Annotated in this window: 22 protein-coding genes; 9 read left to right on the top strand and 13 right to left on the bottom strand. The window is 64.1% G+C overall.

Going from position 1 to position 26,966, the window contains the following annotated elements; genetic code table 11:
• Positions 1–4: 4 nt before the first annotated feature.
• The gene (locus tag LOK55_RS01610) at positions 5–1,078 is read right to left on the bottom strand and encodes an IS630 family transposase (RefSeq protein WP_229934043.1); all 1,074 of its coding nucleotides are present in this window, start codon (positions 1,076–1,078) and stop codon (positions 5–7) included.
• A 104-nt stretch (positions 1,079–1,182) separates the two neighbouring features.
• Here LOK55_RS01610 and LOK55_RS01615 point away from each other — a divergent pair, with 104 nt between their 5' ends.
• The 4 genes from LOK55_RS01615 (at position 1,183) to LOK55_RS01630 (ending at position 6,335) form a co-directional block, all read left to right on the top strand.
• Positions 1,183–2,589 carry an O-antigen ligase gene (locus tag LOK55_RS01615; protein ID WP_229933952.1) on the top strand — a complete coding sequence of 469 codons (1,407 nt, stop codon included), beginning with the start codon at positions 1,183–1,185 and terminating at the stop codon, positions 2,587–2,589.
• Positions 2,568–3,938 carry an O-antigen ligase family protein gene (locus tag LOK55_RS01620; RefSeq protein ID WP_229933953.1) on the top strand — a complete coding sequence of 457 codons (1,371 nt, stop codon included), beginning with the start codon at positions 2,568–2,570 and terminating at the stop codon, positions 3,936–3,938. The genes LOK55_RS01615 and LOK55_RS01620 overlap by 22 nt, the downstream gene beginning before the upstream one ends.
• 12 nt (positions 3,939–3,950) lie before the next feature.
• Complete coding sequence (locus tag LOK55_RS01625; protein WP_229933954.1) at positions 3,951–4,955, top strand: glycosyltransferase; 1,005 nt, start codon at positions 3,951–3,953, stop codon at positions 4,953–4,955.
• Between the two features lie 75 nt (positions 4,956–5,030).
• Positions 5,031–6,335 (top strand): UDP-glucose/GDP-mannose dehydrogenase family protein, encoded by a 1,305-nt coding sequence (locus LOK55_RS01630; RefSeq protein WP_229933955.1) that lies wholly within the window; start codon positions 5,031–5,033, stop codon positions 6,333–6,335.
• Positions 6,336–6,354: 19 nt separating this feature from the next.
• Here the strand turns inward: LOK55_RS01630 and LOK55_RS01635 are convergent, their stop codons facing one another.
• The 5 genes from LOK55_RS01635 to LOK55_RS01655 all read right to left on the bottom strand — a co-directional run bounded on the left by LOK55_RS01635 (position 6,355) and on the right by LOK55_RS01655 (position 13,044).
• Positions 6,355–7,098 (bottom strand): ABC transporter ATP-binding protein, encoded by a 744-nt coding sequence (locus LOK55_RS01635; protein WP_229933956.1) that lies wholly within the window; start codon positions 7,096–7,098, stop codon positions 6,355–6,357.
• Positions 7,098–7,898 (bottom strand): ABC transporter permease, encoded by an 801-nt coding sequence (locus LOK55_RS01640; protein WP_229933957.1) that lies wholly within the window; start codon positions 7,896–7,898, stop codon positions 7,098–7,100. The genes LOK55_RS01635 and LOK55_RS01640 overlap by 1 nt, the downstream gene beginning before the upstream one ends.
• A 139-nt stretch (positions 7,899–8,037) precedes the next feature.
• Positions 8,038–9,939, bottom strand: coding sequence for a glycosyltransferase (locus LOK55_RS01645; RefSeq protein ID WP_229933958.1), 1,902 nt, complete (start codon positions 9,937–9,939; stop codon positions 8,038–8,040).
• A gap of 67 nt (positions 9,940–10,006) precedes the next feature.
• A complete protein-coding gene (gene glf, locus LOK55_RS01650; protein ID WP_229933959.1) occupies positions 10,007–11,143 on the bottom strand; it encodes a UDP-galactopyranose mutase in 1,137 nt (378 codons plus the stop codon).
• A gap of 215 nt (positions 11,144–11,358) precedes the next feature.
• Positions 11,359–13,044: a glycosyltransferase gene (locus tag LOK55_RS01655; protein ID WP_229933960.1), complete on the bottom strand. Its 1,686-nt coding sequence runs from the start codon at positions 13,042–13,044 to the stop codon at positions 11,359–11,361.
• Between the two features lie 93 nt (positions 13,045–13,137).
• On the opposite strand from LOK55_RS01655, the gene LOK55_RS01660 reads away from it, so the two are divergent.
• A complete protein-coding gene (locus tag LOK55_RS01660) occupies positions 13,138–14,001 on the top strand; it encodes a glycosyltransferase family 2 protein (RefSeq protein WP_229934044.1) in 864 nt (287 codons plus the stop codon).
• Between the two features lie 59 nt (positions 14,002–14,060).
• Here the strand turns inward: LOK55_RS01660 and LOK55_RS01665 are convergent, their stop codons facing one another.
• Genes LOK55_RS01665 through rfbA form a run of 5 tightly spaced genes read right to left on the bottom strand, consistent with a single transcriptional unit; the run spans position 14,061 to position 18,472 of the window.
• A complete protein-coding gene (locus tag LOK55_RS01665; protein WP_229933961.1) occupies positions 14,061–14,453 on the bottom strand; it encodes a DUF2304 domain-containing protein in 393 nt (130 codons plus the stop codon).
• Positions 14,450–15,187, bottom strand: coding sequence for a glycosyltransferase family 2 protein (locus LOK55_RS01670; RefSeq protein WP_229933962.1), 738 nt, complete (start codon positions 15,185–15,187; stop codon positions 14,450–14,452). Before LOK55_RS01670 ends, LOK55_RS01665 begins: the two co-directional genes overlap by 4 nt.
• Positions 15,184–16,608 (bottom strand): bifunctional dTDP-4-dehydrorhamnose 3,5-epimerase family protein/NAD(P)-dependent oxidoreductase, encoded by a 1,425-nt coding sequence (locus LOK55_RS01675; RefSeq protein ID WP_229933963.1) that lies wholly within the window; start codon positions 16,606–16,608, stop codon positions 15,184–15,186. The genes LOK55_RS01670 and LOK55_RS01675 overlap by 4 nt, the downstream gene beginning before the upstream one ends.
• Positions 16,605–17,603 (bottom strand): dTDP-glucose 4,6-dehydratase, encoded by a 999-nt coding sequence (gene rfbB / locus LOK55_RS01680; protein WP_229933964.1) that lies wholly within the window; start codon positions 17,601–17,603, stop codon positions 16,605–16,607. The genes LOK55_RS01675 and rfbB overlap by 4 nt, the downstream gene beginning before the upstream one ends.
• Entirely contained in the window at positions 17,603–18,472 is an 870-nt protein-coding gene (gene rfbA / locus LOK55_RS01685) for a glucose-1-phosphate thymidylyltransferase RfbA (protein ID WP_229933965.1), read from the bottom strand. The genes rfbB and rfbA overlap by 1 nt, the downstream gene beginning before the upstream one ends.
• A 95-nt stretch (positions 18,473–18,567) precedes the next feature.
• On the opposite strand from rfbA, the gene LOK55_RS01690 reads away from it, so the two are divergent.
• Together LOK55_RS01690 and LOK55_RS01695 are read left to right on the top strand one after the other, a co-directional pair.
• Complete coding sequence (locus tag LOK55_RS01690; RefSeq protein ID WP_229933966.1) at positions 18,568–19,482, top strand: glycosyltransferase family 2 protein; 915 nt, start codon at positions 18,568–18,570, stop codon at positions 19,480–19,482.
• Positions 19,483–19,495: 13 nt separating this feature from the next.
• Positions 19,496–20,737 carry a lipopolysaccharide biosynthesis protein gene (locus tag LOK55_RS01695; RefSeq protein WP_229933967.1) on the top strand — a complete coding sequence of 414 codons (1,242 nt, stop codon included), beginning with the start codon at positions 19,496–19,498 and terminating at the stop codon, positions 20,735–20,737.
• Here LOK55_RS01695 and LOK55_RS01700 read toward each other — a convergent pair.
• Positions 20,713–22,644 (bottom strand): DUF6541 family protein, encoded by a 1,932-nt coding sequence (locus LOK55_RS01700; RefSeq protein ID WP_229933968.1) that lies wholly within the window; start codon positions 22,642–22,644, stop codon positions 20,713–20,715. The two genes, LOK55_RS01695 and LOK55_RS01700, sit on opposite strands and share 25 nt — an antisense overlap.
• 180 nt (positions 22,645–22,824) lie before the next feature.
• Here LOK55_RS01700 and LOK55_RS01705 point away from each other — a divergent pair, with 180 nt between their 5' ends.
• Together LOK55_RS01705 and LOK55_RS01710 are read left to right on the top strand one after the other, a co-directional pair.
• Positions 22,825–23,691: an ABC transporter permease gene (locus tag LOK55_RS01705; protein WP_229933969.1), complete on the top strand. Its 867-nt coding sequence runs from the start codon at positions 22,825–22,827 to the stop codon at positions 23,689–23,691.
• A 16-nt stretch (positions 23,692–23,707) separates the two neighbouring features.
• Positions 23,708–24,415, top strand: a complete 708-nt coding sequence (locus LOK55_RS01710) for an ABC transporter ATP-binding protein (protein ID WP_374107595.1) — start codon at positions 23,708–23,710, stop codon at positions 24,413–24,415.
• A gap of 33 nt (positions 24,416–24,448) precedes the next feature.
• On the opposite strand, the gene LOK55_RS01715 is transcribed toward LOK55_RS01710, so the two are convergent.
• Entirely contained in the window at positions 24,449–26,917 is a 2,469-nt protein-coding gene (locus tag LOK55_RS01715; RefSeq protein WP_229933971.1) for a hypothetical protein, read from the bottom strand.
• Between the last annotated feature and the right edge of the window lie 49 nt (positions 26,918–26,966).

Raw genomic sequence — 26,966 nt, forward strand, 5'->3', positions numbered from 1 at the left:
CAATCTAGTGTCGCGTTTCTGAAGTTCGTTTCGGGTTCGTCTTCGCGAGGATCTGTTCCGGGGTCTTGGTCCACACGAACGGGTGTTTGCGGTCGTTCCAGCCGATGATGAATTGTCGGATCTTCGCGTTGAGGTCCTTCACCGAGGTGAATACTCCGCGGCGGATGGCTTGCTTGTCGATGATCCCGAACCAGACTTCGACGAGGTTGAGCCAGGAGCCCGAGGTGGGCGTGAAGTGGACCCGGAATCGAGGATGCTGATCGAGCCAGGCTCTCACCTCCGGGGTCTTGTGGGTGGCGTAGTTGTCCATCACCAGATGCAGCTCTCGCCCCGGGTAAGCACGATCAAGCTGGCGCAGGAACGCGAGGAACTCCTGCCGGCGGTGCTTCGGTTTGACCGCGCCGGTGACCTGCCCGGTCGCGATCTCCAGCGCCGCGAACAGCGTTGTCGTGCCGTGCCGCTTGTAGTCGTGCGTGCGCTTCTCGACGTCACCGGGCCGCATCGGCAGCATCGGCGCGGTGCGATCCAGCGCCTGGATCTGGCTCTTCTCGTCCACGCAGAGCACGACCGCGTTCTCCGGTGGCGCGAGATACAGGCCGACGACATCGGTGACCTTGCCGACCAGTTCCGGATCGGTGGAGAACTTGAATGTCTCGGACCGCCACGGCTGCACCCCGTACTCACGCCACGCCCTGGCGATCGTCGCGTTCCCGATCTTCAGATGCGACGCGAGCAGCCGCGAGGACCAGTGCGTCACACCGTACTTCTTCGGCGGTGGCCTCAACGTCGCCGACACGATCCCCGCGTGATCGACCTCCCGCGGACGCCCCGACCGATCCGCATCGCCCAGCCCGACGATCCCTGCTTCCTCATAGCGAGAGCGCCACTTCAACACCGTCACCACCGATGCATCCGCAAGCTCAGCGATCCGCGTGTTCGCAACACCCTCCGACGCCAGCAACACGATCCGCGCCCGCTTCGCGAGCCCCGCACGAACCGTCGTCGCTCGCGTCCACCGCTGCAACTCCGCCTCGTCACCCTCGAACAACCGCAATGCCGGAGCCGGAGAATTCGCCATACGCAATCCTCCCAAACCACAAACCATTCAGGAACTAACGACACGCGACACTAGGACGCGCGAACGGTGGGCCTCAGACGCGCGCGCGATAGCCTGTGCACACCATGGTCGTCCACACGAAGCATCCCGTCGCGGCGCCGCCTTCGGCTCCGCCCCGCGAGACGACGGGCCACCTGCTGCTGCGCGGCTGGTGCATCTTCGTCATCGCGGCGGCCGTCGCCGGCACCTCCTGGCTGATGGCGTTCGGCCCCCTCGTCTCGGCGATCGTCGCCGTCGGCACCGGGCTCGTGTCGGGGGTGCTGTGGGTGATCCTGCGGCCCGAGGTGCAGTGGCGGCGCCTGCCCTGGTTCGCCGTCCTGTACGTCGCGTGGGCCGTGGCATCCCTTCTCTGGAGCGCCTACCCCTCGGCGACGGCGCTCACCCTCGTGCTGCTGCTGTCGACGACCGTTCAGGCGATGTTCGTCGGGTCCGTGCTCACCTGGCGCGAGCTCGTGCGGGCGATCGCGTCGGCGCTGAAGTGGATCCTGGGGCTCTCGATCCTGTTCGAACTGTGGGTCTCACTCGTCTGGGGCGGGCCGATCCTGCCCGGCTTCGTGCGGCCCGAGGCGGGCGTGCACGACGACCCGATCGTGTACTGGTCGCGCGACAACCTGTTCGACGGCGGGCGCATCCAGGGGCTGTTCGGCAACGCGAACCCGCTCGCCTACGCGGCGCTGCTCGCGATGATCGTGTTCGCGGTGCGCCTCGCCTCGCGCGCACCTCGCCGCGTCCTGCTCGTGGGCTGGTTCCTGGTCGCCCTGTTCCTGTTCGTGCGGGCGGGCTCGGCGACCGCCTGGCTCTCGGCGGCGGCGGTCGTCGTCGTGCTCGCCGCAACGCTTCTCATGCGCACCGTGCGGCGCCCCGGTGGGCGTACGCGCTACTACCTCGCCTACGCCGCGGTGGCGCTCGGCGGGCTCGCGACGCTATGGCTGCTGCGCGAGGGCATCTTCGCGGCGCTCGGCCGGTCGGCGGACCTCACCGGCCGCGAGCGCATCTGGGCGGCGGTGTGGCAGCGCGCGATCGAGCGTCCGTGGCACGGCTGGGGATTCTGCACCCCGTGGGTGCCGAGCGAGCCGCACTTCGAGGGCTGGATCGTCGACCACGGCGAGACGGTCATGCAGGCGCACAACATGTGGCTCGACGTCTTTCTGCAGCTCGGCGTGATCGGGGTGGCGCTCATCGCGCTGACGATGCTGGCTTTCGTGTGGCGGTCGTGGTTCTTCGCCGTCGACCGCCCGCGGTGGGACCTCGTCGCGACGCGCCCGTACTCACCGATCACGCTTCTGCCGACGCTCGTCGGGGCCATCCTGCTCGTGCAGGGGCTCGCCGAGTCGGCGCCGCTGTACGGCTGGGGGTGGTTCTTCCTCGTCATGCTGGCGTTCAAGATCAAGCAGGCCCCGCTCGTCGGGCGCGGCGGCTCCGAGCAGCGCCTCGTCGGGGAGCAGGGCGAGTGGGAGCGGACGGCGACGTGACGACGGATGCCGGTCAGCCGGGAGGCCCGCGTCGTTCCCGCGTGCCCGGCGGCGTCGCGGCGCTCGGGCGACTGGCGGCGTCGGCCGACTTCGCGCGGGCGTTCACGCTGACCGTGTTCGCGGCGCTCGTCGGGACGCACCTCATCGGGGCGGTGGCCGGGATCGTGACGCTGCGCACCGTGCTCGCGGGGCTGTGCGCGGTGGCGATCGGCGTACTCGTCGCCCGGCGCGACGAGCTCTCGCTCGTGCGCCTCGTGCCGCTGACCCTGTTGGCGTTCGTCACCTGGGCGTTTGCGAGCGTCTTCTGGAGCACCGACCCGGCGTCGAGCTTCTGGCGGTGGACGGCGATGACCGCGGTGGCCCTCCTCGCCGTCACGATCGGACACGTCCGCGACACCCTGCAGACCGTCCGCGCGCTCGGCGACGTGCTGCGCGCGGCGCTCGGTCTCTCGCTCGTGCTCGAGATCCTGAGCGGCATCATCTTCGACATCCCCTTCCGGTTCCTCGGCATCCGGGGCGACATCGCGGCGTTCGGCCCGATCCAGGGCATCTTCGGCACGCGCAACATGCTGGGGTTCGTGGCGGTGGTCGCGCTCATCACCTTCGCCGTCGAGATGCGCACGCACTCGGTGCGCCCCGGAGTGGCGGTCTGCTCGCTGTCTCTCGCCGCCGGGCTCGCGCTGCTGTCGGCGTCGCCGACCGTACTGGTGCTCCTCGTGGTCGTCGGGGCGGCGACCGCCGTGCTGACCCTGGTGCGCCGCGCGCCGGCGGCGCGGCGCACCGGGGTGCAGTGGGTCGTCGCGGCTGTCGTCGCCGTGGCATCCCTCGTGCTCTATCTGCAGCGCACGCGGATCATCGATCTGCTCGGGGCGAGGGACGACCTCGCCATGCGCTCGAACCTCTGGGCGGTGGCGCGCTACTTCGCCGCACGACAGCCGGTGCAGGGCTGGGGGTGGTTCGGGTCGTGGGACGTCACCGATCAGCCGTTCGCGTCGATCAACCAGCTGCTGTCGCAGCGGCACACCACGGCGCTGAACGCCTACGTCGATGTGCATCTGCAGCTCGGATGGGTGGGGGTGCTGCTCTTCTGCACTCTCGGGGGGCTCGCGCTCGTGCGGTCGTGGCTCGACGCCGCGCAGCGGAGGTCGGTGGTGTATGCCTGGACGCCGCTCATGGTCGTGGCCCTCGCTGTGACGAGCGGGTTCGAGTCGGTGGCGCTCTACGGCCTCGGATGGATGCTGCTGGTGCTGTGCGCGGTGCGCGCGGGGCAGTCACGGGGGTGGCGCGAGCGCCTCGGCACTGGCGGCGCCCCATCCACGGGAACGATCGAGACGCTGCCTCCGGGGTAGAATCGCCTGGTCATGACGCACCCCACTTCTCCGCGCCCGGCCACGGATGACGCGCCCTCTGCGACGCCGTTCGACCCCGCCACTGCGACGATCGCGGTCGTCACCTTCAACCGGTCGGCGCTGCTCACGCGCCTACTCGACTCGATCACGGCGATGGATCCGAAGCCCGGGCACGTCGTCATCGTCGACAACGCGTCGACGGATGACACCACCGATGTCGTCGAGTCGTATCGCGATTCGATCGGCACGGAGCTCGTCTACCGCCGCCTCGACACGAACACCGGTGGGTCCGGTGGGTTCAGCGAAGGCATGCGCATCGCATACGAGCTCGGCTCGACGTGGATCTGGGTCATGGACGACGACGTCGAGGTCATGCCCGACGGACTCGCCCGCATGGGCGCGTGGGCGCCGCGGTTCCGCTCGATCCAGGGGCGGCGGTACGACTTCGATGGCAGCGATTTCTACTGGCAGTACCGGATCTCCGAGCCCCTCGGCATCCCGATCCCGTTCGCACCGAGCGGCTTCGACGCGTCGGGCTACAAGGAGATGAATTCGGGCTGCTTCGAGGGGATGTTCATCCACCGCGACATCGTCGGCCGGATCGGCCTGCCCGACCCGCGGTTCTTCATCTACTGGGACGACCAGACCTACGGCTGGCTCGCCTCGCGCGTGACGACGTCGGTGATCGTGAACGAGTTCGTGCTGCGCCGCACGCGCGAGATCAAGCAGTGGGATATGGGCATCCGGCACATGAACGCATCATCGGATGCCTACCGGTACTACATCATGCGCAACCGCGCGCTCATCAAGCAGTACTACCGGGCGCATGGCGTCTACCACCCGGTGGCGTTCGGCCTCGGCACCGCCCTCACCTTCGGCAAGGAGATCATCCGGCTGCTGTTCGTCGAGCGTCGCGTGCGGGGCACCTCGCACCTGTTCCGGGGCCTGCGCGACGGGCGCAAGATCTCCCGCGACCGCGACTGGCAGCCGATGCCGGCGCTCGTGGCGGCGCCCTGATTCAGCTGTTGTAGTCGGCGTTGTAGGCGTCGAGCACGCCCGAAAGCGCAAGCCTCGACGGTTAGGGTTGGTTTCATGCGTCTTTCCGTCATCGGGTGCGGTTATCTGGGTGCCGTGCATGCTGCGGCGATGGCGTCCATCGGTCATGAGGTCGTGGGCATCGACGTGGATGGGCGGAAGATCGACGCACTCTCGCGAGGTGAGGCTCCGTTCTTCGAACCGGGGCTCCCCTCGATCCTCTCCGACGGAATCGCTTCGGGGAGATTGGCGTTCACCACTGACGTAGCCGCGGCGCGAGGCGCGAAGGTGCACTTCATCGGCGTCGGCACGCCCCAGCAGAAGGACGGGGACGCCGCCGACCTCACCTTCGTGAATACAGCGATCGATAGCCTGCTCCCCCATCTGTCGCCCGGCGACGTCGTAGCGGGAAAATCGACCGTTCCGGTCGGCACCGCGGCCTCGCTGGCTTTGCGCGTCGAGCGCACGGGCGCCAGGCTCGTGTGGAACCCCGAGTTTCTGCGCGAAGGGTTTGCGGTCAAAGACACCATCGACCCGGACCGGCTCGTAGTCGGCGTCGGCGTCGGCGACAACGCATCCGCCGAAGTGCTGCGCGAGGTATATGCGCCCGCGGTCGACAAAGGCACGCCGTTCATCGTCACCGACCTCGCGACCGCCGAACTCGTGAAGGTTGCCGCGAACGCGTTTCTCGCGACCAAGATCAGCTTCATCAACGCGATGGCCGAGATCGCCGAAGTCACGGGAGCCGACGTCACCCAGCTCGCCGACGCGATCGGGCACGACGTGCGCATCGGACGCCGCTTCCTCGGCGCCGGGATCGGCTTCGGGGGTGGATGCCTGCCCAAAGACATCCGCGCCTTCTCCGCCCGCGCCGAAGAACTCGGCCGCGGCGAATCGGTGGCATTCCTCCGCGAAGTCGACGAGATCAACCTTCGTCGAAGAGACCGCGCCGTCCAACTCGCTGTGGACGCACTCGGCGGCTCTGTGTTCAACAAGAAGATCGCAGTCCTCGGCGCCGCGTTCAAGCCGCACTCGGACGATGTCCGGGACTCCCCTGCTCTCGACGTCGCCGTGCGGCTCTACGGCCTCGGCGCGAGCGTGGTCGTGACCGATCCCGAGGCCATCGACAACGCACGCCGCGCACATCCCCAACTCACCTACGAGTCTTCACGCGACGAGACGATCCGCGATGCGCAAGCCGTGATCCTTGTCACCGAGTGGGACGAGTACCGGCGTCAGCTCTCGCCGGAGCACGCCTCGACCCTCACCAGCGGCCGCGCCATCGTCGACGGCCGAAACGGGCTGGATGCCGCTGCCTGGCGCGCTGCCGGATGGCGGTATTACGGGATGGGGCGGCCCTGAGCGAGAGAGCAGCTCGAGATCACCGAGGAGCGTAATCGGCGTTGTACGCGTCGAGCACGTCACCGATCGGGGCATCCAGCTTCAGCGCACCCTTGTCGAGATAGAGACCGCGTTTGCAGAAGCGGCGCAGGTCTTTCTCGTTGTGGCTGACGAAAAAGAGGGTGCGACCATCGGCGAGCAGTTCGTCGATGCGGCGATAGCACTTCTCGCGGAACGCCTTGTCACCGACCGCGAGCACCTCGTCGACGAGAAGGGTGGGCTCATCGAGCTGCGAGACGACGGCGAACGCCAGGCGCACCTTCATGCCGCTGGAGAGGTGCTTGTAGGGGGTATCGACGAAATCCTCGATCTCGGCGAACCCGATGATGTCGTCGAAGCGACGGGCGATCTCGGCCTTCGACATGCCGTGCAGTCCGGCCGTCAGGCGCACGTTCTCGCGCACGGTCAGGTCGCCGACGAAACCACCGGTGATCTCGATCAGGGGCGCCACTCCCCCGTGGACGGTGACCGAGCCCTCGTCGGGCAGCAGCACACCGGCGACCAGCTTCAGCAGGGTCGACTTGCCCTGACCGTTGCGGCCGACGACGCCGATCGCCTCGCCCTGGGCGACGTCGAACGTCACGTGACGGAGGGCCCAGAACTCTCCCGGCCGCATGCGCCGCGCCGACCCTCCGAAGAGGTCCTTGAGGCTGCGGCTGCCGCGCCGCCCTCGGCGGAAGCGCACGCCGAGGTTCTCGACCTGGATCGCGAGCTCGGACGCCATCACAGCTCCTTCAGCACAGCGGGCTCGAGCCGGCGGAACACGAGGGCGCCGAGGGCGAGGAACGCGAGCGACATCGCGGCCGCGACGCCGACAGCGGGCAGGTTCCACTCTTCGGGGAACATGCCCGAACGGTAGAGCGTGAAGATCCCCGACAGCGGGTTGAACAGCGCCAGCTCACGGAACGGCGAGGGCAGGTCGGAGATCCCGTAGATGATGGGCGACGCGTAGAAGAGGGCACGCAAGATCAGCCGAGTGGTGCGCTCGAGGTCGCCCCAGAGGGCGCAGAGAGGTGCGATGAGCAAGCCCAGTCCGACGAGCAAGACAACCTGCAGCAGGATGCCGAGGGGAAAGAGCAGGATCAACGGATTCCACTGCACCTGCGGCCTCGCGAAGAGCGCGAACAGGATCAGCACGGGGATCGAGAAGAGGAACTCGACGCCCTTGCTGAGGACGATCCGGCCCACCCAGATGGAGCGTGGGATCGCCGTGGAGCGCACAAGCTTGGCATCCCGTTTGAAGGCCTTCGTGAAGTCGCTGACCGACGAATTGAACCAGACCCACGGCAGGAGTCCCGCGAGGAGGAACACGATGTAGGGCTCGCCGCCGATGCCATCGCGCTGGAAGACGAGCGTGAAGACGAACCAGTAGATGACGCTCATCACGAGCGGATCGAGGATCGACCACAGGTACCCGAGCGCGCTCGTGGAATACCGCACCTTCAGGTCGCGCGCCGACAGCAGCCACAGTGAGTGGAGATAGCGCCGGGCGGAGCCTGGGGCGCCGGCTGCGGCGGAGGTCACGGGGACGAGTCTATGAGCACGGTAGGGCGCATCTTCATCGCTGCCACAATCCGGACTCAGCCAGGGCGCTCTACATGAAGGGCGCGAGTGCCCGCGGCGGCACTTAGCGTCTCGTGAGCCGGCGCGACCTGCGCCGACCTCATTCTCGATCGATTTGAGCGAACGTATCGCTCCAAGCCTTCTCGCCCACCAGATTCGGCAAGGCGTCGGTGTATCGCTTTGTGAGCCGTGGCCAGGTGCGCGCCAAGCGCAGATGCAGGCGGATACTTCTTCCCAAGAATCGGTGCATCGTTGCGCGATCGCGCTGGTACCAGGCGACGCCCGAGCCGTCAGGAGCAGTCACCAAAGCCGAATCAATATCTGCGAAGCGCCACCATGAGTTGTCGGGTGCTGCGATGATCCTCTCAGGATTCTTCCGGCTCCCTCGAGACTCTTTGACCAAGAGTTGCCGAACTCCGACTCGAGCCGCGAGAAGCAAGGCAGCGAGCGGGTTGGTGGGCCGCACGACCCGTCCCAGCCACACTCGCGATGTGCGACGAACGGGAGGCAAGGAGGCGATATCCTCAACGACGCGCGCGTCGGAGAACTCCGACCTCAGCTGTTGAAGCACCTTCTGTTTGGTGGCAAGCAGACCGGGGAGGTTGTCCGGGCCTTGAAGCAGGTCTCGGAGCGCTTCGTGCCGAAGGCGCACGGTGGAGTACTGGAGCATCAGCAAGAGCTTCACGTCGCCGAGGAATGAGTGCAGGGGAAGGATGCCAGCGCGCCTCCCACCAGGGTGCAAGGCGGCCGTGATCCACCGGTTGCGGTGGATGAAGTACTCCTCCCACGTCCGAGTTGGGTCCTTATCGTGCCATGCCATGTGCCACACGGCGACGCCCGGGAGACACACAGTGGGATATCCGTGAGCTCCAGCACGCAGGGAGAACTCGATGTCGTCGAACTTCAGGAACACGGGGAGCGAGAGTCCGATTTCTCGGATAACCGCGGTGGGGATCAAGCACATCCACCAACCATTGAAATCCGCCGACGCGCGCCGATGAAGCTCCGGAGTCTCCCTGACGGTGTCTTCGGCGAAGTCGTGGTCGTATTCGGTTCCGCTGGAAGCAGACATCCAAGCTTTCGAATAGTTCCAGGTCTCGCCTTGGGTGTACAAAACGGCGCGATCATCGAGATGTAGCATTCCGCCGCCGACCACGGTGGGGGTCACGGCGAAGTCCGCAAATCGCACCGCGCGATAGATCGCCTCCGGCTCCGAGATCGCGTCGTCGTCAAGTAGGAGGACGTATCTACTCACGCCTTGGCGAAGCGTCTCGAGCATCGCGCGAGAGAATCCGCCAGACCCACCGAGGTTAGGCTGGCGCACAAGATGGAGCTTCTCGCCCAGTGCGGCCGCCGCGTCGACAAATCCGTCCTGATTTTGGACGAGATCCGTGCCTTGATCGACCACGTTGAGACGATCGATCAACTCGACCGTATCGGGGTATGCGCCGACCGTGCGAATCTGGTTCAGACAGTAGCTCGGCCTGTTGAAGGTCGTGATTCCGATGCTGACGGTGCCTGGCGTCCAGTCGTCCTCGGCAGGCGCCAACCATTCGGCGTTGGATACTGTGGCATCGACTTCGGCAGCAGCAACGTCGAACCAATACATACCACCGTCAACGAACGCGCGCACCGGGAGGTCGAACTCGACTATCTCGTCCTCGAACGTGCGTGAGGCGACGGCGGAGGATCGACCGCGGGCGCTCGACTTGTAGACGGAGAGAAGACCGCGTCCTTCGAGCGACACGCGGAGGCGAACGCTCCGTACAGACGTGTACCGCTGCCAGTAGCTAGCCGGAAAAGCGTTGAAGAACGTTCCCGTCGACACGCGCGAACGCGCGAACACTCGGATGGAGGACCGACTCAGGATCTCGTAGTCCTGGCCGGGCTGCGATCCGTCACCGTGCCCGGTGTCGACGTACAGCGCAGACACTTCCGCGACGCCTTCTACGGGGAACACCGTGTGGTTGACGGGGACCCAGTGATCCGATTCGTTCGCCATGACACCTTCCTTGTCGAGCCCCGCGAAGGGTGACTCCTACTGCTGGAGACCTGGAGCGCGCGAGGCGTCAGGCGAGCTGGTTGTTCCACATCGACAGCGCCGACCCGATGGCCATGTGCATGTCGAGGTACTGGTAGGTGCCGAGCCGTCCGCCGAAGTGGACGTCGTTCTCGCCCTTAGCCAGTTCGCGGTACGCGAGCACACCGGCACGGTCTTCCGGAGTGTTGACCGGGTAATACGGCTCGTCGTCGCGGTTTGCGAAGCGCGAGAACTCCCGCATGATGACCGTCTTGTCTGTGGGATAGCGGTCCGCGCGCTCCGGGTGGAAGTGCTTGAACTCGTGGATGCGCGTGTATGGCACATCACGATCCGCGTAGTTCATGACGGGCGTGCCCTGGAAGTCACCAACCGGCAGGACCTCTTCTTCGAAATCGAGCGTACGCCACGAGAGAGACCCCTCGGCGTAGTCGAAGTAACGATCCACCGGACCGGTGTACACGATCGGCACCTGACCGACGGTCGCCTTCTTGTTCAGCGGCTGCGACTCGTCGAAGAAGTCCGTCGACAGCTTCACCTCGATGTTGGGGTGATCGGCCATCCGCTCGATCCACGCGGTGTAGCCTTCGACCGGCAGACCTTCCCACGTGTCGTTGAAGTAGCGGTTGTCGTAGTTGTAGCGCACGGGCAGACGACTGATGATCTCCGCCGGAAGCTCCGTCGGGTCGGTCTGCCACTGCTTCGCGGTGTAGTCGCGGATGAATGCTTCGTAAAGGGGGCGACCGATGAGACCGATACCCCGCTCTTCGAGGTTCTGCGCCGTCTTCGGATCGAACTCGCCCGCCTGCTCGAGGATGAGCTGACGCGCCTCGTCGGGCGTGTACGCCGCCTGGAAGAACTGGTTGATCGTGCCGAGGTTGATCGGCAGCGGGAACACCACGTTCTTGTGGTTCGTGTACACCCGGTGCACGTACGGAGTGAACGCCGTGAAGCGGTTCACGTACTCCCACACCGTCTGGTTCGACGTGTGGAACAGGTGCGCGCCGTAGCGGTGCACCTCGATCCCCGTCTCGGGCTCGTCCTCGCTGTAGGCGTTGCCACCGATGTGATGACGCCGATCGATGACGGTGACCTTACGGCCAGCGGATGCTGCGCGCTCCGCGATGGTGAGTCCGAAGAATCCAGAGCCGACGACGAGGAGATCCATGTATATGCTGCTTCTTTTCGGTGTGGCGTGCGAGTAATCGACGCAAGGACGCGAACCACGGGAGTCTACCCCACGACCCCTGAGCGCCCGTGGAGCGCAGAGACGCTGCGTCGGTCTCGAGGCGCAAAGAGGCTATGACGGCCCTGCCACGCGCAGGATGCATCCACGCCGAATCCCATCGGGCCTGAAGGTCTGGGTGCCCTGTGCTAAACCCGTCAGAGTCGCTTGCGGAGCCGGCTAGATATCGGCCCTGTTCGATTGAGCATCGCATCCCGTATGCCGTATATGACAGCAACAAGATTCTTTGCACGCGCCGGGCCGAACACGAAACGGATGACGTGGCTCTCGAATTCGGTCACGAGACGTCTCACGACCCACCGCGGCTGTTTCGCGAAGTAAGTCCTCGCTAATAGCAGGCTGTTACGCGTCATGAAGTAGACCCTGAAGGGTTGATGCTCGTAGACAGAGAGTGGTTTACCGAACCAAGTCAGCCTCCTCCCGAAAAGCGTCATCGGCCGGGCCTCGCCAAGCGCGTGCACGAGGTCTGCGCCCGGAACAGCGAGTGCATACCACCCTGCCTGACGCGCGCGCGCTGTGTACTCCGAATCGACCGCATCTATGAAGAAGTCTTCTCGAAAAAGCCCGATATCAGAAATGACATCTCGCCGAATCATGGTGCCTGATTGCATCGGATCGAATGACTCAGCTATCCCCGAGACGGATCTAACAAGGGGTACAACATACCCATTCTGAGATCCCGAGCAGAGCAGGCCAACAGGAGCATCACCTGACCCGTCAAACGCACCGAGCGCAGCGGAAACGTAATCGTCGCTGAGATCCGAGTCTTGATCCATTGTAAGGATCCACTCAGGGTCTTCCGTTTCGATAGCCGTCCGAATACCGGCATTCAGAGCGGCCGCGATACCCGAATTTCTTTCAAGGGTCACGACCTCTGCGCCGGCGTCTCTAAGCAGTTGCCAGAAATACGCGTCGACTCTATCAGAGCCATCATCAACTGCGATGACTGGCCCGATCGTTGCAGACCACCTCTCGACACGCGATACCAAGGAGAACGGTGGGTTGAAACACGATACTACAATGGTAATCCCGTCGCTCAATGGCGAGTACTCCGCGTCAGGGAGAATACGTTCGCGACCACGTGCACGAGTGCTCCTCGCGATGAGGACGCCAAGCTCGCCAAGGAAGGCAAGCCGAGCCTTCAGAATACGAGATGGCGAGCGAACGCGTTGGGGGGTGAGGTTTGAGGAGTGGAGTCGATGCCAAATCGTGTCGTTTTCCAGGTAGCAAACACTACCTAGCACATTGGCTGCCAGAGCTAGGTACTGATCGTGTGACTCACGCATGTATCGAGGGAATGGAAGAACAACTTCGAGGAGTCGTTTACGAAACGCCATTGCGCATCCCCAATGCAGGCGATAGCCAACAATGATTCCGACGCAGTTGCGCACGCGCATCGACGACTGCTCAGATCGCACCCGGATCTCCTGGAATGTGCTGGGTTCAGCTCCGAAATGTTCACAGTTGCTCACGACCATGATGTTGTTGCCTAAGGCATCAAGCATCACGGCTACACGACCCGGCATCCAAATGTCGTCTTGATCGGAAAGAAAGATCACATCGTTCTTCGCCTCTTTAAGGGCGGCCTCAAATGTCTTGACGTACCCTCTGTTTTGTTCAGCGCGGATGAGGCGGATCCGCGAATCCCCAATCGCCTCTACGATCTCGGGAGTTCCGTCGGTAGAGCAGTCATCAACAACGATCAGCTCGTCCGAGGCCTCTAGTTCAGACAGGATCGAGGCGATCTGGTCGAGAATGAAATCGGCACCGTTGTAGGCCGCCATGCACACAGAGATGAGTGGCCTGCCGACGTCGACGTGCATAGGTACCAATCTCGAGGGGGCAGGTAACGCATCTAGACTATAGGTTCATCCTCTCACTCTGCCCTGGAGACCGCGTTGCCCGTATTCGACGTCATGCTGCCCTACTACGGCGATGTCGCCCAGATGAAGGAGGCGGCCCAGAGCGTCCTCGATCAGACTCTCGTCGACTTCCGGCTGGTCGTGCTGGACGACGGCTACCCCGACCCCGAGCCCGCCCGCTGGTTCGGGGCCATGGAGGATCCTCGCGTGCACTATCTGCGCAACGAGACGAATCTGGGGGCGAACGGCAACTACCGCAAGGCGGTCGAGCTCGTCGAGGCCGACTGGTTCGTCATGATGGGTGCCGACGACGTCATGCGACCGGGATATCTGGCTGCGGTGTCCGCTGCCATCGCTCGGTTCGATGTGGACATCGTGCAACCCGGCGTTCAGGTGATCGATGAGAACGGCACTCGAGTCCTGCCGTTGGTCGACCGCGTCAAGAAGGCCATCACGCCCCGAGTGCCCTCCGATGGGTCATCCCTGGGGGGTGAAGACCTCGCCGCCAGCCTCATGCGCGGCGATTGGGCCTACTTCCCCTCGATCGCCTGGAAGACCTCGCGCGTGCGCGATATCGGGTTCCGAACGGGTCTGGACGTCGTACAGGATCTCGCACTGATCCTGGACATCATCAAGAGCGGCGGGCGCATGGCGCTGCTCACAGAGGTCGTTTTCGACTACCGCCGACACTCGGCGTCCGATTCGTCCGTGCGAGCGCTCGACGGCCGCCGCTTCGATGAGGAGCGTGCCTTCTTCCTCGGCGAGGCGGCGAGCTTCGACGCGCTCGGTTGGCGCCGCGCCGCCCGAACCGCACGACGCCACCTGACGTCGCGGCTGAACGCGGCGTCGCTTCTACCGAAGGCCTACCGCTCCGACAAGGGTTCGCCACGCGCGTTGTGGCGCCACGTCATTCGCTGATCAGCTCATCGTCGAAGCACATCGGGGGCACCTGAGCGTCGCTCGGGTGCCCCCGAACGCTACCGACGAGGATCCTCGGACTCGGGTCCGTTGCGCTGCTCGGCGGCCGACAGCTGCTTCTCGACGGCATCCAATCGTGCTCCCAGGATCGCGACGTCTTCAGCGAGTCGACGGGCTTCATCTTCGCTCAGGGACAGTTCCCAAGACTGGTGGAGCACAATCCCGAGAAGAACGACGATCGACGCTGCGAACAGCAGATTCGCCGGCACCTGCACACCGAGAAGAGCGGTGGCCTTGTTGAGCAGTGCGGGAAAGAGTCCGAGCACGAGCAGAACGAGCCCGAGAACCAAATACAGGAACGCGTACTTCTCCCTCAGCCGTCGGGTGAGGAGCATCCAGAGGACGACGACGAGAATAATGACGGCGAGCGCGGCGCCGAGAGCGACGATCATAATCCACCTAGGTCTCTGCGGGGACGTGGCCGCGGACGCATGAGAGCGAGACCGAGCGCGAAGACCGAGCGAAACAGGTAGATCGCTGCTCCGGCGGCCCCCTGGCTCGGCGTCCCGTGTTGCCGCGGCCGCATCGCGACCGGGACCTGCGTGACCGTGAGGCCCGAGTGCAACGCGGCCACGAGCGAGTCGAGGGTGTCGCCGAGGTACTCCGCCGGGTAGTAGCGGACGTATTGCGCGATCGCGCGGGGCCCCGCGGCGCGGAAACCGCTGGTCACGTCGGTGAGGCGCGCGTGCGCGACGCGCGAGACCACTTTCGCGAGGACGACCATCGCCCAGCGACGAGGGCCCTTGACGGTGTAGTCACCGACATCGGCGAAGCGTGCGCCGATGCTGATGTCTGCCGACTCCAGCCCGGCGAGCACTCGCTGAATGTCCGCGGCATTGTGCTGCCCGTCGGCGTCGACCTGGATCGCGCGCCGATATCCGCCGCGGTGCGCGTAAGTGAAACCCGCCCGCATGGCCCCGCCGACCCCGAGGTTGAAGGGCAGTTCGAGGACGATCGCGTCCGCCGCGCGTGCGATCTCAGCGGTGCGGTCGGTGGACCCGTCGTCGACGACGACGACATCGTACGAGAGCCCCGCCGCGCGGATATCCGCGAGTGTGGCGCCGATGCTGCCCGCCTCGTTCCAGGCCGGCACGATGATGAGCGTGTCGGAGTTCGCCACCCTCATGGTGTCGACGCTCCTACGTGGTCGCGGAGTCGGGCACGCGCGTCGGCGAGGGTGAGGCCCGCGCCGAGTGCCTTCGACAGATCCAGCACGCTGTTGCGGGGCCGAGGGGCCACGGGCGCGGTCGCCGAGGAGAAGTACTCCTCGGTCGACACACCCGTCACCCGCGCGGGGTCGTGCCCGGTGAGTTCGAAGACCTGACGGGCGATGTCGGCCCAGGTCTGCGGGTCGCCGTCGCCGGTGAGGTTGTAGACCCCGTAGTCGGCGTGGGTGTCGAGGAGGTGACGGATGCCGCGGGCGATATCGGTGGTGAACGTCAGGCGCCCGGTTTGGTCGTTGACGACGAGGGGGTTGATGCCGCGTTCGGCGAGGGAGGCCATAGTGCGGACGAAGTTGTTGCCGTCGCCGATGACCCAGCTGGTGCGGACGATGTAATGGCGGGGCACCGTGGCCACGACGGCGTCACCGGCGGCTTTGGTCTGCCCGTACACCCCCAGGGGGGCGACGGGGTCATCCTCCCGGTACGGGCGGTCACTGGTGCCGTCGAAGACGTAGTCGCTGGACACGTGCACGAGGGTGATCCCGTTCGCCGTGGCGATACGGGCAAGCTCTGTGACACCGGTCACGTTCCCCACCCACGCCTCACGACGCCCCTCCGGGGTCTCCGCGACATCGACTTTCGTATACGCGGCGGCGTTGATGATCGTGCCGTAATCCCGCCACCGGCGGGCACCCGCCAAGCCGGGGGCGGTGATATCCAAGGTGGTGCGGTCGGTGTACTCGATATGGGCGGCGTCACCGTACTCGGCCCGCAACGCCCGGCCGAGCTGACCATTCGCCCCGACGATGAGGATCTTCTTCGGCGGAATCGGCGTCACCCCCGCCAGACGCGGGTGGGCGAGGTCCTTCGGGGAGATCTCCACCTCGGCCAGCGGGATCGGCCACTCGATCCCCGCGGTCTCATCCGCAAGGTTCAGGAACGAGTACGCCGCATCCGGGGACCAGTGGTCGTTCACGAGATACGTGTACGCCGTGTCAGGCTCCAGGGTCTGATAGGAGTTCCCCACACCCCGCGGCACGAAGATCGCCTTCGAGGGGTCGAGTTCGGTCGTGTACACGGCACCGAACGACGGGCCCTCGCGGAGGTCCACCCACGCGCCGAAGATGCGCCCGGTCGCGACGGACACCCATTTGTCCCAGGGTTCGGCGTGGATGCCGCGGGTGGTGCCGACAGCGTCGTTGAAAGAGATGTTGTTCTGCACCGGACCGAAATCAGCGAGCCCCAGGCCGGTCATCTTCTCCCGCTGCCAGTTCTCCTTGAACCACCCCCGCGCATCCCCATGCACCGGAAGATCGAACACCACCAAACCCGGGATCGTCGTCTCGGTGACGGTCAGCTGCTTACCGTACTCGGTCACCGTCACTGCCCCTTCGACGCGTAGAACGCTTCGACGCCGTCCTTGTCGGCGGCCCACCAGGGCTCGTTGGCCTTGTACCAGTCGATCGTGGCGGCGAGGCCGGCCTTGAAGTCGCGGTACTGCGGCTGCCATCCGAGCTCGGTGCGCAGCTTCGTCGAGTCGATCGCGTAGCGCAGGTCGTGGCCGGCGCGGTCGGTGACGTGGTCGTAGGCGTCCGCGGGCTGGCCCATGAGGGTCAGGATCAGTTCGACGACGGTCTTGTTGTCCTTCTCGCCGTCGGCGCCGATGAGGTAGGTCTCGCCGATCCGGCCCCCATCGAGGATGGTGAGGACGGCGGAGGAGTGGTCGTCGGCGTGGATCCAGTCGCGGACGTTCTCTCCCTTGCCGTAGAGCTTGGGGCGGATGCCCCGGATCACGTTGGTGATCTGTCGGGGGATGAACTTCTCCACGTGCTGGTACGGGCCGTAGTTGTTCGAGCAGTTCGAGATCGTCGCCTGCACGCCGAACGAGCGCACCCACGCCCGCACGAGAAGGTCGGAACCCGCCTTCGTGCTGCTGTAGGGCGACGACGGGTTGTACGGCGTCGACTCGGTGAAACGCGCCGGGTCGTCGAGCTCGAGGTCGCCGTAGACCTCGTCGGTCGAGATGTGGTGCAGACGCGTGCCGTGCTTGCGGGCCGCTTCGAGCAGCGTGTAGGTGCCGATGATGTTGGTATCGAGGAACGGGCGCGGATCGTTCAGCGAGTTGTCGTTGTGCGACTCGGCGGCGTAGTGCACCACGGCATCTGCGTCGGCGAAGAGCCCGTCGACGAGTGCGGCGTCGGCGATGTCGCCCTCGACGAACGTGAGCCGGTCGGCAGGCAGGCCCTCGAGCGAGGCCCGGTTGCCGGCGTAGGTGAGCTTGTCGAGCACCGTGACGTGATCGTCGGTGTGCTCGATCACGTGGTGGACGAAGTTCGAACCGATGAAGCCGGCGCCGCCGGTCACGAGCAGTTTGCGCATCAGCGCCCTCTTTCCAAAGTTTCGAGAAGGTAGGTGCCATATCCCGACTTGACGAGCTTTTCGGCGCGGACACGCAGCTCGTCGTCGGAGAGGAACCCTTGGCGCCACGCGACCTCTTCAGGCACGCCGATCGACATGCCCGTGCGTCGCTGCATTGTGCGAACGTACTCGGCGGCGTCCGTCATCTGGTCGAACGTCCCTGTGTCCAACCAGGCTGTGCCACGCGGGAGGACCTCTACCTTCAGCTTCCCGGCCTCCAGATACGCCTTGTTGACATCAGTGATCTCATATTCGCCACGCGGCGATGGCTCCAGAGAACGAGCGATCTTCACCACATCGTTGTCGTAGAAGTACAGACCCGGAACAGCGAAGCTGCTCTTCGGGTGGGCGGGCTTCTCTTCGAGCGAGACCGCACGCCCATCCGCGTCGATCTCCACCACGCCGTATGCCGAGGGTTCCGCCACCCAGTAGGCGAACACGGCACCACCGTCGACATCCGCGTACCGCTTCAACTGCGTACCGAGACCCGGCCCGTAGAGCAGGTTGTCACCGAGCACCAGCGCCACCTTGTCATCACCGATGAAATCGGCACCGATCGTGAACGCTTGCGCCAAACCATCCGGCGACGGCTGCTGCGCAAACGACAACCGAATACCGAACTGCGACCCATCCCCCAACAAGCGCTCGAAGAACGGCGCATCATGCGGCGTCGTGATCACCAAGATTTCATCGATCCCCGCCAACATCAGCGTCGACAGCGGGTAGTACACCATCGGCTTGTCGTATACCGGAACCAACTGCTTCGAGACACCGAGAGTGATCGGGTGGAGACGCGTGCCGGACCCGCCGGCGAGGATGATGCCCTTCACCCTGCAATCGTGCCACACCCTGTCTACCGACCCGGGTCTGGATCTGCTCCGCCGAACGGCTGTGGGATAATTGGAGGATCGAGAGTGAGGGCTTTGTGACGTTCGCAGCAGTGGTCGTGTCGTACAACCGTCTACCCCTTCTGAAGAAGTGCCTCGCCGCGCTTGAAGGTCAGACGCGGAGGCTGGACGAGATCATCGTCGTTGACAACGGTTCGACCGACGGTAGCGCCGACTACGTCGAGCAAGAGCACCCGTCCGTAACTCTGTTCCGCACCGCAAAAAATCTCGGTGGGGCGGGCGGATTCGCATGGGGAGTCGAGATTGCCCTCGCGCGCGGACACCAAGCGGCCTGGTTGATGGACGACGACGCCGAACCGGAGCTTGATGCGGCAGAACCTCTCGTTCGAGTCTTTGAGACGCTCGAGGAGAAGCCGACATTCCTGGCGTCGCTCGTCACAGCCGGCCGCGGCGTGTTTAATGAACGCAACCCCCCTGTCGTGAGCACAGATGCCCGTCGGCAGACGATTGCGGCGGATCACGGCGGCTTCGCCGTGCAGACGGCCACCTTTGTGGGGGTGATGGTCAATCTGGAGGTCGCGTCGAAAATGGCGCTCCCGATGTCTGACTACTTCATTTGGATGGATGATTCGGAGTACACGCATAGACTGTCCGACCGAGGCCTCGCGATGGTGATCCCAACCAGCATGGTGAATCACCCCGACAGTCAACCCGTCTCTAATGACATGGGGCCACGACTCTTCTACTTCGTTCGCAACCGGCTCTGGTATGTGCGTTCGAGGACGTCGCCCATCGGCATCGACATGATCGACGTCCTCGGGCTGGTCGTACATGCACTGCGCCAGTTCCCTGTTGCAAGAAGCAAGCGAGCTTGGTTCTCAGCCGTCGCGAGGGGTTTCAGTGAAGGCGCCTTGAAACGGCCTCGCATTCAAGCTCCCGGAGAACTTATCGCGAGCCTCTCTCGAGCTCAGCGAAAAGCGATCGGATGCTGAACAGCCAATGGCGATGAGCGCCCGGCTGTCAGCGCTCCTACGTCTAGGCAGCTACGGGGTCACGACGGCGTTCATCGCAGTCATCGGCCTGGTAGCGGCAGCCGTGTTCATTTCGGCCGCGGGCAGCTACTCGTGGGGAGTCCTTGCGTCGATCCAGTCGGCGGCGGCGCTATTCGGAGTACTTGTGGGCTTCGGATGGGGTACAACCGGCGCAGCAGAAGTGGCGAGCATGCCTAGCGAACTTCGCCCGAGCGCTTACGCGGACTCCCTCGTCGCACGGGTCTACCTCATCACGGTTACCTACCCATTAATGGTCATTGTGATGGGACTACTCAACCCCACTCATCTCGATCTAGTGCTTGTAGGCTCGTTGGCCTACCTAATCCCTTATCTGGGAGCATCATGGTACTTTGTCGGCGAGTCTCGGCCATCACGACTTTTTCTCGTGGATGTGATGCCACAGGGGCTAGGAGTTCTGACGAGCATCGGCGTGATGGCCGCCAGCAAGTCGCTCGTTGCAGCAGTCACAGCGCAGCTCCTTTTCAACACGCTCGCGGTCTGTCTGGGGTGGATCGTTATCCGCGCCTCTGCCCCAGATAGGCCGAGACTTCGATGGTCGGTCCAGAGTACGGTTCGCCTGCTGGCACAGCAGAGGCATCCAGTCACCACTGCTGCAACTTCCGCACTGTATGTCTCAGCGCCGATGCTCATTCTCAACGCGGTTGCGCCAGCATCGCTGGCTCAGTACGCAATGGGGGACCGGCTGTTTCGCGTCGCGCTCACTGTGTTCAGCCCGGTGCTCCAGTTCGTCCAGGGCTGGATCCCCGAAGGGGGTACGGCGAACTTATCGCATCGAGTCAAACAGGCTCTGCGCTTCGCCCCCGCTGTCGGGCTAGCCGGGGCGATCTGCATCGCCCTCCTAGGCCCCCTCGCAGTTTCGCTCTTGTCACAAGGGATCATCGGCTTCGGCTTTGACCTCTCGATCCCATTTGGCGCGGTCTTCCTCGTGGTGTCGGTGACTCAAGTTCTTGGCCTGGCCTGTCTCGTTCAGCTAGGCAAGACGGTCGCGCTTGCGACCTCAACAGTCTTCGGTGCGGTGCTTGGCGTCCCCTTGCTTGTCGCGAGTACTTCTCTATATGGCGTTCATGGCGCTGTTTGGGCACTGTTGGCGTCAGAACTCGTCGTGCTCATTTACCAAGCTCGTGCTGTGATTGCGGAATTGCGGCGTCGTCAGCCCCCACAACCTACAACCTGATAGAGCCGCGCTTCTCCCACTTGCTCGACGAGTTGGACGGCCGACGAATCTTCCAGGTTGCTGTAGCCGGGGAACACGTGATGCCCCCCGTTGACCTCTCGAGAACCGAAATCCAGGACGTACTGCACGTCTTCAGTGTGGACCGCATCGCACACCGGCGACCCGGGAGTCGCGTCGTCCAGGTCGTCGTTGATCAGATCGGTGCCGGGCGTCGTCGCGGTCAGCGTATGCGGCATCAGTACCTTCCGCCCCGCTAGCGCATATGCCAGGGACGTACCCGTCCACGGGCTCCCGGCGATCACCAAATCGGAGGGCACAAGGCCGGGAAGCCGCATGATCAGCTCGTGCTCGTCCGTGCTGAGAAGAGGAGCCGCTTGCGTAAAGCGATAGCTTCCCGCCGCACTGTCGACCGCGACTCTGATCGCGGTGGCCTGCGGAAGCACGCCCACAATCAGAACTGAGCCCGCCGCAACGAACCAGAGTCCGGAGCGTTCAGGCACTCGTTTCCGAGCGAGGACCCCACGCGTCCATCCATGCACCGCTTCATAGCCGGTCGCGACGAGTGGCACCCAGATGATCGGTAACAGAGCGGCGAGCCGCGGTGAATTGTCATACCAGACGCCGACGAGCATGTCACGAGGAGTCCAGTAGGGAAGACCACTGACGACCACGTAGAGGATCGCCGAAATGAGAGCGATCGCAAGAACGATAAGATCGCTCTGCGAACGGCGTCGAGCGCACACGATGACTCCGACGATAACGAGCGATGCCATCACGATATTGAGCGCCGATCGAGCAGGTGATGCCGTGAGCACTTCGCCTATTGCTTGCGCCACCGTCTCGTCGGGAAGCCAGGAGCGTGCGGCCGCCTCTGGCCGCATCACATACCAGAGACCGCAAAAGACCACGACGCCGATGCCTGCGCACGCTCCGGCGAGCATCTTGGCCCGCCGGCCGGCGCCACTCCGAAGGAACGATACGACGCCGAGCGCGGCGATGACGGCCGCGAAAAGAAGAAACGCCATGAGGGCGCCAGGGTGCGCAATCGCCAAACCTGGTATCACTCCGAGAACAACGACCAGCCACCGCGCGCGTTCGGCCAGCGACGCGGCGAAACGAACGCCGAGAACTGCCGCGAGAGAGGCGGGAACCAGACTCAGCCCCATCATGTAGGGGAAGAGCACCCCGTAGTCGATCGGCAGTAGCGGGAACGCGGGGAACGAAGCTGCTGCCACCCCGGCAACGAGGAGGCCGGCCCGCGAACGCGCTCCCAAAGTGCGCGTCAACAGGATGATGCCGATAGGCCAGGCCACAGCGGCGAAGAGGAGCATGGTGGCATGCGACGCGACCGGGATAGATACTCCTGTGACGATGACGACGAGGGAAGCGATCGCATGCCAGCCCGTCGGATAAAAGCTCGGCGGCAAGCCCGCGCTGGTCATTGACGCGACGAACAACGGCGACGCGTTGTTGTTGTCAAGGATGTAACGCACCGCATTGAGATGGAACACGTTGTCGAAAGTTTGGGAGATGTTCTCCGGTGAGCCGATCACAAAGATCAGCTGTGTCGTCGTGATGACGGCGGCAATGACGACAGCGAGAAGGGTCACGACGCCACGGCTACGTGTGTCCGCATCGGATGGTTGTCGCCGCCAGACGAGCAAGCGCAACGCCAGGAGCACCAGAGCCGCCACGATAGCAACCGCCCCGACTGCCGCCACAGACCACGCGAGCCCGACGATCGGGGCAATAACCGCGGCGACACCGACAACGCTCACGCCTGCCGGCGCAGCAAGCGCGGGCGCCCACAGGCCGCGGAGGCCCACGGCTATTGTGATGGCGAGACCGGGTACGAACACGAGAGCCAAGGCCACCGCGGTTGCGGTTGCCAGATCAAGCCATGTCATTGCAGAAACCTCCGGGCACGGCCGCGGGCTTCGGCACGTCGAATCGAGCCTAATTGACCCGCACCTGATACGCCGGTGAGAGCAGTCCGCCGATCACCGCGGCTTCCCCCTCCGCAACTGTAGGATGGAAGGAACTGCCCGCCGACCGCTGCGGGTCGCTGAGAGGTAATTCCCACCCCCGTGTCCGCAAGTATCGACCGCCGCGCCATCCTGGTCCGTCCCGGCGGGAACACCGGACTGCTTGAGGTCTTCAGACGCCGCCACCTGCTCTCCCTCATCGTCAAGAAAGAAGTGGGCATCCGCTATCGGGGCTCAGCTCTGGGGTGGCTCTGGTCGTACGTCAAACCGCTCGTCCAGTTCGTTGTCTTCTACGTTGCGCTGGGTGTGTTCCTGCAACTCAACAAATCCATCAGCTTCTACCCGATCTACATGTTGGCTGGGATCACCATCGTCACGTTCTTCAACGAGGCAATGATGAACGGCACCCGATCGCTGGTGGACAACGCCGCACTTATCAAAAAGATCTACCTACCGCGGGAGATGTTTCCCATCGCGAGCATGCTGGTGGCAGCGGTCAACACTCTTCCGCAGATCATCGTGATCGTGGCGATTGCGGTGTTTTTCGGATGGGCACCGTCCGTCGCTCAGATTGCAGCGATCCTCGTGGCGCTCATCATCGTCGCGTTGCTGTCCGCCGGGCTCGGCATGCTTTTCGGCGCCATCAACGTGACCTTTCGTGATGCCCAGAGCTTCGTGGAGATCATCGTGATGTGCGCGATGTGGGCCTCACCGGTTATGTACAAGTGGGAGATGGTGCAGAAAGTTCTGCCCGATTGGGCTTTCGTGCTTTACCGGCTCAATCCGATCACGGCCGCTGTCGAGCTGTTCCACTACGGTCTCTGGGCGCCACTGAACCCCACGGAGAACGCAGCTCTCCCACAGCTATGGATGTACGCCGGGTTCGGGATCATCACTTCCCTGGTCGTGCTCGGCGTTGGGCAACTCGTCTTTCGACGCTTGGAGGGTCGCTTTGCTCAGGACCTTTGACACCTCTGTCCCACGGGTGGTCGTCGATGATGTGCAGAAGCGGTTCAAGCTGCGCCACACCCACTCCATTAAAGAGACGTTCGTTGCCGCTCTGAGACGGAAGCCCTTGACCACCGACTTCCGAGCTTTGGACGGGGTTTCTTTTACGATCGGTGAGGGCGAAGCCGTCGCTCTTCTGGGCTACAACGGTTCAGGGAAATCGACTCTGTTGAAGTTGATTTCGGGAGTGCTACGTCCCGACGCCGGCGAGATCCTCACGCGCGGCAGAGTCGCGGGGCTTATCGAGGTGGGTGCAGGCTTCCACCCGGATCTTTCCGGGCGCGAGAACATCTATCTCAACGCCGCAATCTTGGGCATGAGCAAGCGCGAGACGGACGAGCGCTTCGACGAAATCGTTGATTTCAGCGAGATCGAGCCGTTCATTGACACCGAGGTTAAGCATTACTCATCGGGGATGTTCCTGCGTCTTGCTTTTGCGGTCGCGATTCACACAGAACTCGACGTCTTGCTCATCGACGAGATTCTCTCTGTCGGCGACGAACCATTCCAACGCAAATGCCTCACACGCATCCGCGAAATGCACGCGGCTGGAAAGACTCTGGTAGTTGTCTCCCATGATCTGAACATGGTGTCGGAGCTTTGCGAGCGCGGGATCCTCCTGCGTGATGGAAAAGTGGCCTTTGACGGCGACAGTAAGCAGGCGGTTACGCTCATGCGAGAGTGATCGTGATCTGACTCTCGGTCCGGAGGTTGCAGGCTAGGGCAAGACCTTAACGCCGGATGCCCCGAGTACGATCGTGCCGCCTTGAAACACTTGACTCAGCGCCCCCTGCGCATCCCTTGAAGGCGCCCCTGTGGGGTATCCCAGATATCCGCTCTCAAAGTTCTGAGCTTTCCAGTACGCACGAATGTCTCCGTACGTCTCCCAAGCCCCAGTTTTCGAAGTCCAGCTGATGGCCCCATTCTGAAAGTTCTGATAGCAGCCGTCGTCTTTCGTCCCACAAACCGGCGCACCTACGGGATAGCCGAGAACGCCGCTTTCGAACCCGGTCGCGCGCCATCGAGCGCGGATATCGCCGTACGTCTCCCACGTCCCCGAGGCTGCTGTGGACGTGATCGCTCCATTGGCGAAGTTTTGATAGCAACCGCTGTCCCTCAGTCCGCAGATGACGTCTGTGATCGGTGAACCGAGCGTTCCGCCGCTGGCAGCGAGAGACAGCCAGCGCGCACCGATACTACCGGTCGAGGCGAAGGCACCAGAAATAGCGGTCCATCCGATCGCACCACTCTGGAATGCTTGATACACGCCGCCGCTCGTCGCCACGGGCGCCCCAACGGGGTAACCCAATGGACCCGACTCAAATCCTGTTGAGCGCCACTTCGCGCGGATGCCACCGTACGTCTCCCACGCTCCTGTAGACGAAGTCCAGCTAATGGCCCCTCTCTGGAAATTCTGGTAACACGCGCCGTCGCGTGACGAGCAGACAGCCTGCTGGATTGGCGCTCCGAGCACGCCTTCTGCGCCACCAATTTCCAGCCACCGTTGCCCGATAGGCCCCGTGGAGGCGAAGGCGCCGGCGGTTGCCGTCCACGAGATGACGCCCCCCTGGAACGTTTGCATAACCGAGCCGGAGCCGTTCGTGGGCGCACCCGTCGGATACCCCAGAATGCCGGTCTCGTAGCCCTCGGCCGCCCAGCGGGCGCGAATACCGCCATAGGTCTCCCACGCCCCCGCCTGAGAGGTCCACGTGATCGCCCCACGCTGAAAGTTCTGATAGCAGCCGCCATTTGCCGTGCCACATGTCACTCCGCCTACCGGATATCCGAGAACGCCGTCCTCATAGGCGAGCGCCGCCCACCGCGACCGAATGTCCCCGTACGTCTCCCAGGAGCCTGTTGACGGAGTCCAGCTAATCGCACCGGCCTGAAAGTTCTGATAGCAACCGCCATCCTTCGTGCCGCACACCGGAGGCGTCACAGGGTACCCGAGTACGCCATCCTCGAACCGCAAGGCCTGCCACCGAGCGCGGATTCCGCCATACGTCTCCCACGCGCCCGTTGACGCCGTCCAGCTGATCGCGCCGCCTTGGAAGTTCTGATAGCAGCCCCCGTCGCGAGTGCCGCACGTCGGCGCTCCGATCGGGTACGCGAGCACACTGGTTTCATAGCTCAACGCCTGCCAGCGAGCTCGGATTTGACCATAGGTTTCCCAGGCACCCGTCGACGCCGTCCAGCTGATCGCACCGTTCTGGAAGTTCTGGTAGCACCCCCCGCCTACGGTGCCGCAAACGACGCCGCCCACGACGGCTCCCAGCACGCTCGCCGATCCGCCGATCGCCGTCCACCGACTCGTTATAGCTGCCCGCGCCGTCTCCAGCGAGCTCGTGGTCGACCCGAACCAGCTCGTGTAGTAGTTGTAGAAGTTGCGGTTGCCGTAGCTCGAGCAACCGTCGCCGAGGCCCCAGCCTGCAGCGAGCGACGCGGCGTTGGGCTGGTAGGGCGTGTAGTTGTATAGCGCCGCGGTGGCGTAGTTCTGGATGTTCAGGTTCGTGCCACCGCAGGCGGAGTTCGGGTTGTACCCGATGTAATTCACGCCCGGCTGCATGGCGAATCGGCCGGCCTTGTAGATCTTGATCTGGCGCACGCCCTGCACGATCTGCGGGCCCAGGCCCGAATACGCCGGGTCGCAGGGTGAGGTGTCGGGGCATGACGCCCCCATCGCCGCCTGCAAGTTCCAGTCCGACGGCGCGTCGCTCGTCGTCAGTCCCTGCTCCTTCTGCAGGGTGACAAGGATCGCCTTCGCGGAGATCCCACAGGCCACCTGCATGCGATAGATCAGCTCCGACACGCGCATCGTGCCGCCCTGCAACGCCGAGCACACCAGGTTGCCCGTCACCTGCGAGACCCACGCGCCGCGAGAAGAGACGCTCACACTCAAAACGTTCAGGCACTTGCCGTTCCGACACGACCCGATCTTCGCATCGAGAAAGGACTGGATCTCAGTAGCCGTCATCGCGGCACCGTCATAGAAAAGAGCGTCCGAGATGATGTTCTCGGGATTGAAGCCGACGACGGCCGCCGCCTTCACGATCCCCGAGTCGACGGCGGCGTCGACGGCCGCGGGTGCCGCCGCGGCAACGGATGACGAGGCATCCACCACCGCGTTCGCGGGCGCCGCGACGACGAGCGAACCGAGGAGTGCCAGCACCGCCACGACGGCGTGCAACGCGAGCCGACCGGTTTGCGGGCGGGCAGAGCGGAGCGGGCGGTGTCGG

Source organism: Microbacterium sp. F2E, from assembly GCF_020905435.1.
GTDB lineage: Bacteria > Actinomycetota > Actinomycetes > Actinomycetales > Microbacteriaceae > Microbacterium > Microbacterium lacticum.

What these genes read in the sequence shown, in the direction of transcription:
- LOK55_RS01645 (WP_229933958.1), bottom strand. Translation starts at nt 9,939, where the DNA reads ATGGCGAACGAATCGGATCACTGGGTCCCCGTCAACCACACGGTGTTC.
- glf (WP_229933959.1), bottom strand. Translation starts at nt 11,143, where the DNA reads ATGGATCTCCTCGTCGTCGGCTCTGGATTCTTCGGACTCACCATCGCG.
- LOK55_RS01635 (WP_229933956.1), bottom strand. Translation starts at nt 7,098, where the DNA reads ATGGCGTCCGAGCTCGCGATCCAGGTCGAGAACCTCGGCGTGCGCTTC.
- LOK55_RS01625 (WP_229933954.1), top strand. Translation starts at nt 3,951, where the DNA reads ATGACGCACCCCACTTCTCCGCGCCCGGCCACGGATGACGCGCCCTCT.
- LOK55_RS01615 (WP_229933952.1), top strand. Translation starts at nt 1,183, where the DNA reads ATGGTCGTCCACACGAAGCATCCCGTCGCGGCGCCGCCTTCGGCTCCG.
- rfbB (WP_229933964.1), bottom strand. Translation starts at nt 17,603, where the DNA reads ATGCGCAAACTGCTCGTGACCGGCGGCGCCGGCTTCATCGGTTCGAAC.
- LOK55_RS01695 (WP_229933967.1), top strand. Translation starts at nt 19,496, where the DNA reads ATGAGCGCCCGGCTGTCAGCGCTCCTACGTCTAGGCAGCTACGGGGTC.
- LOK55_RS01700 (WP_229933968.1), bottom strand. Translation starts at nt 22,644, where the DNA reads ATGACATGGCTTGATCTGGCAACCGCAACCGCGGTGGCCTTGGCTCTC.
- LOK55_RS01660 (WP_229934044.1), top strand. Translation starts at nt 13,138, where the DNA reads ATGCTGCCCTACTACGGCGATGTCGCCCAGATGAAGGAGGCGGCCCAG.
- LOK55_RS01665 (WP_229933961.1), bottom strand. Translation starts at nt 14,453, where the DNA reads ATGATCGTCGCTCTCGGCGCCGCGCTCGCCGTCATTATTCTCGTCGTC.
- LOK55_RS01655 (WP_229933960.1), bottom strand. Translation starts at nt 13,044, where the DNA reads ATGCACGTCGACGTCGGCAGGCCACTCATCTCTGTGTGCATGGCGGCC.
- LOK55_RS01610 (WP_229934043.1), bottom strand. Translation starts at nt 1,078, where the DNA reads ATGGCGAATTCTCCGGCTCCGGCATTGCGGTTGTTCGAGGGTGACGAG.
- LOK55_RS01670 (WP_229933962.1), bottom strand. Translation starts at nt 15,187, where the DNA reads ATGAGGGTGGCGAACTCCGACACGCTCATCATCGTGCCGGCCTGGAAC.
- LOK55_RS01630 (WP_229933955.1), top strand. Translation starts at nt 5,031, where the DNA reads ATGCGTCTTTCCGTCATCGGGTGCGGTTATCTGGGTGCCGTGCATGCT.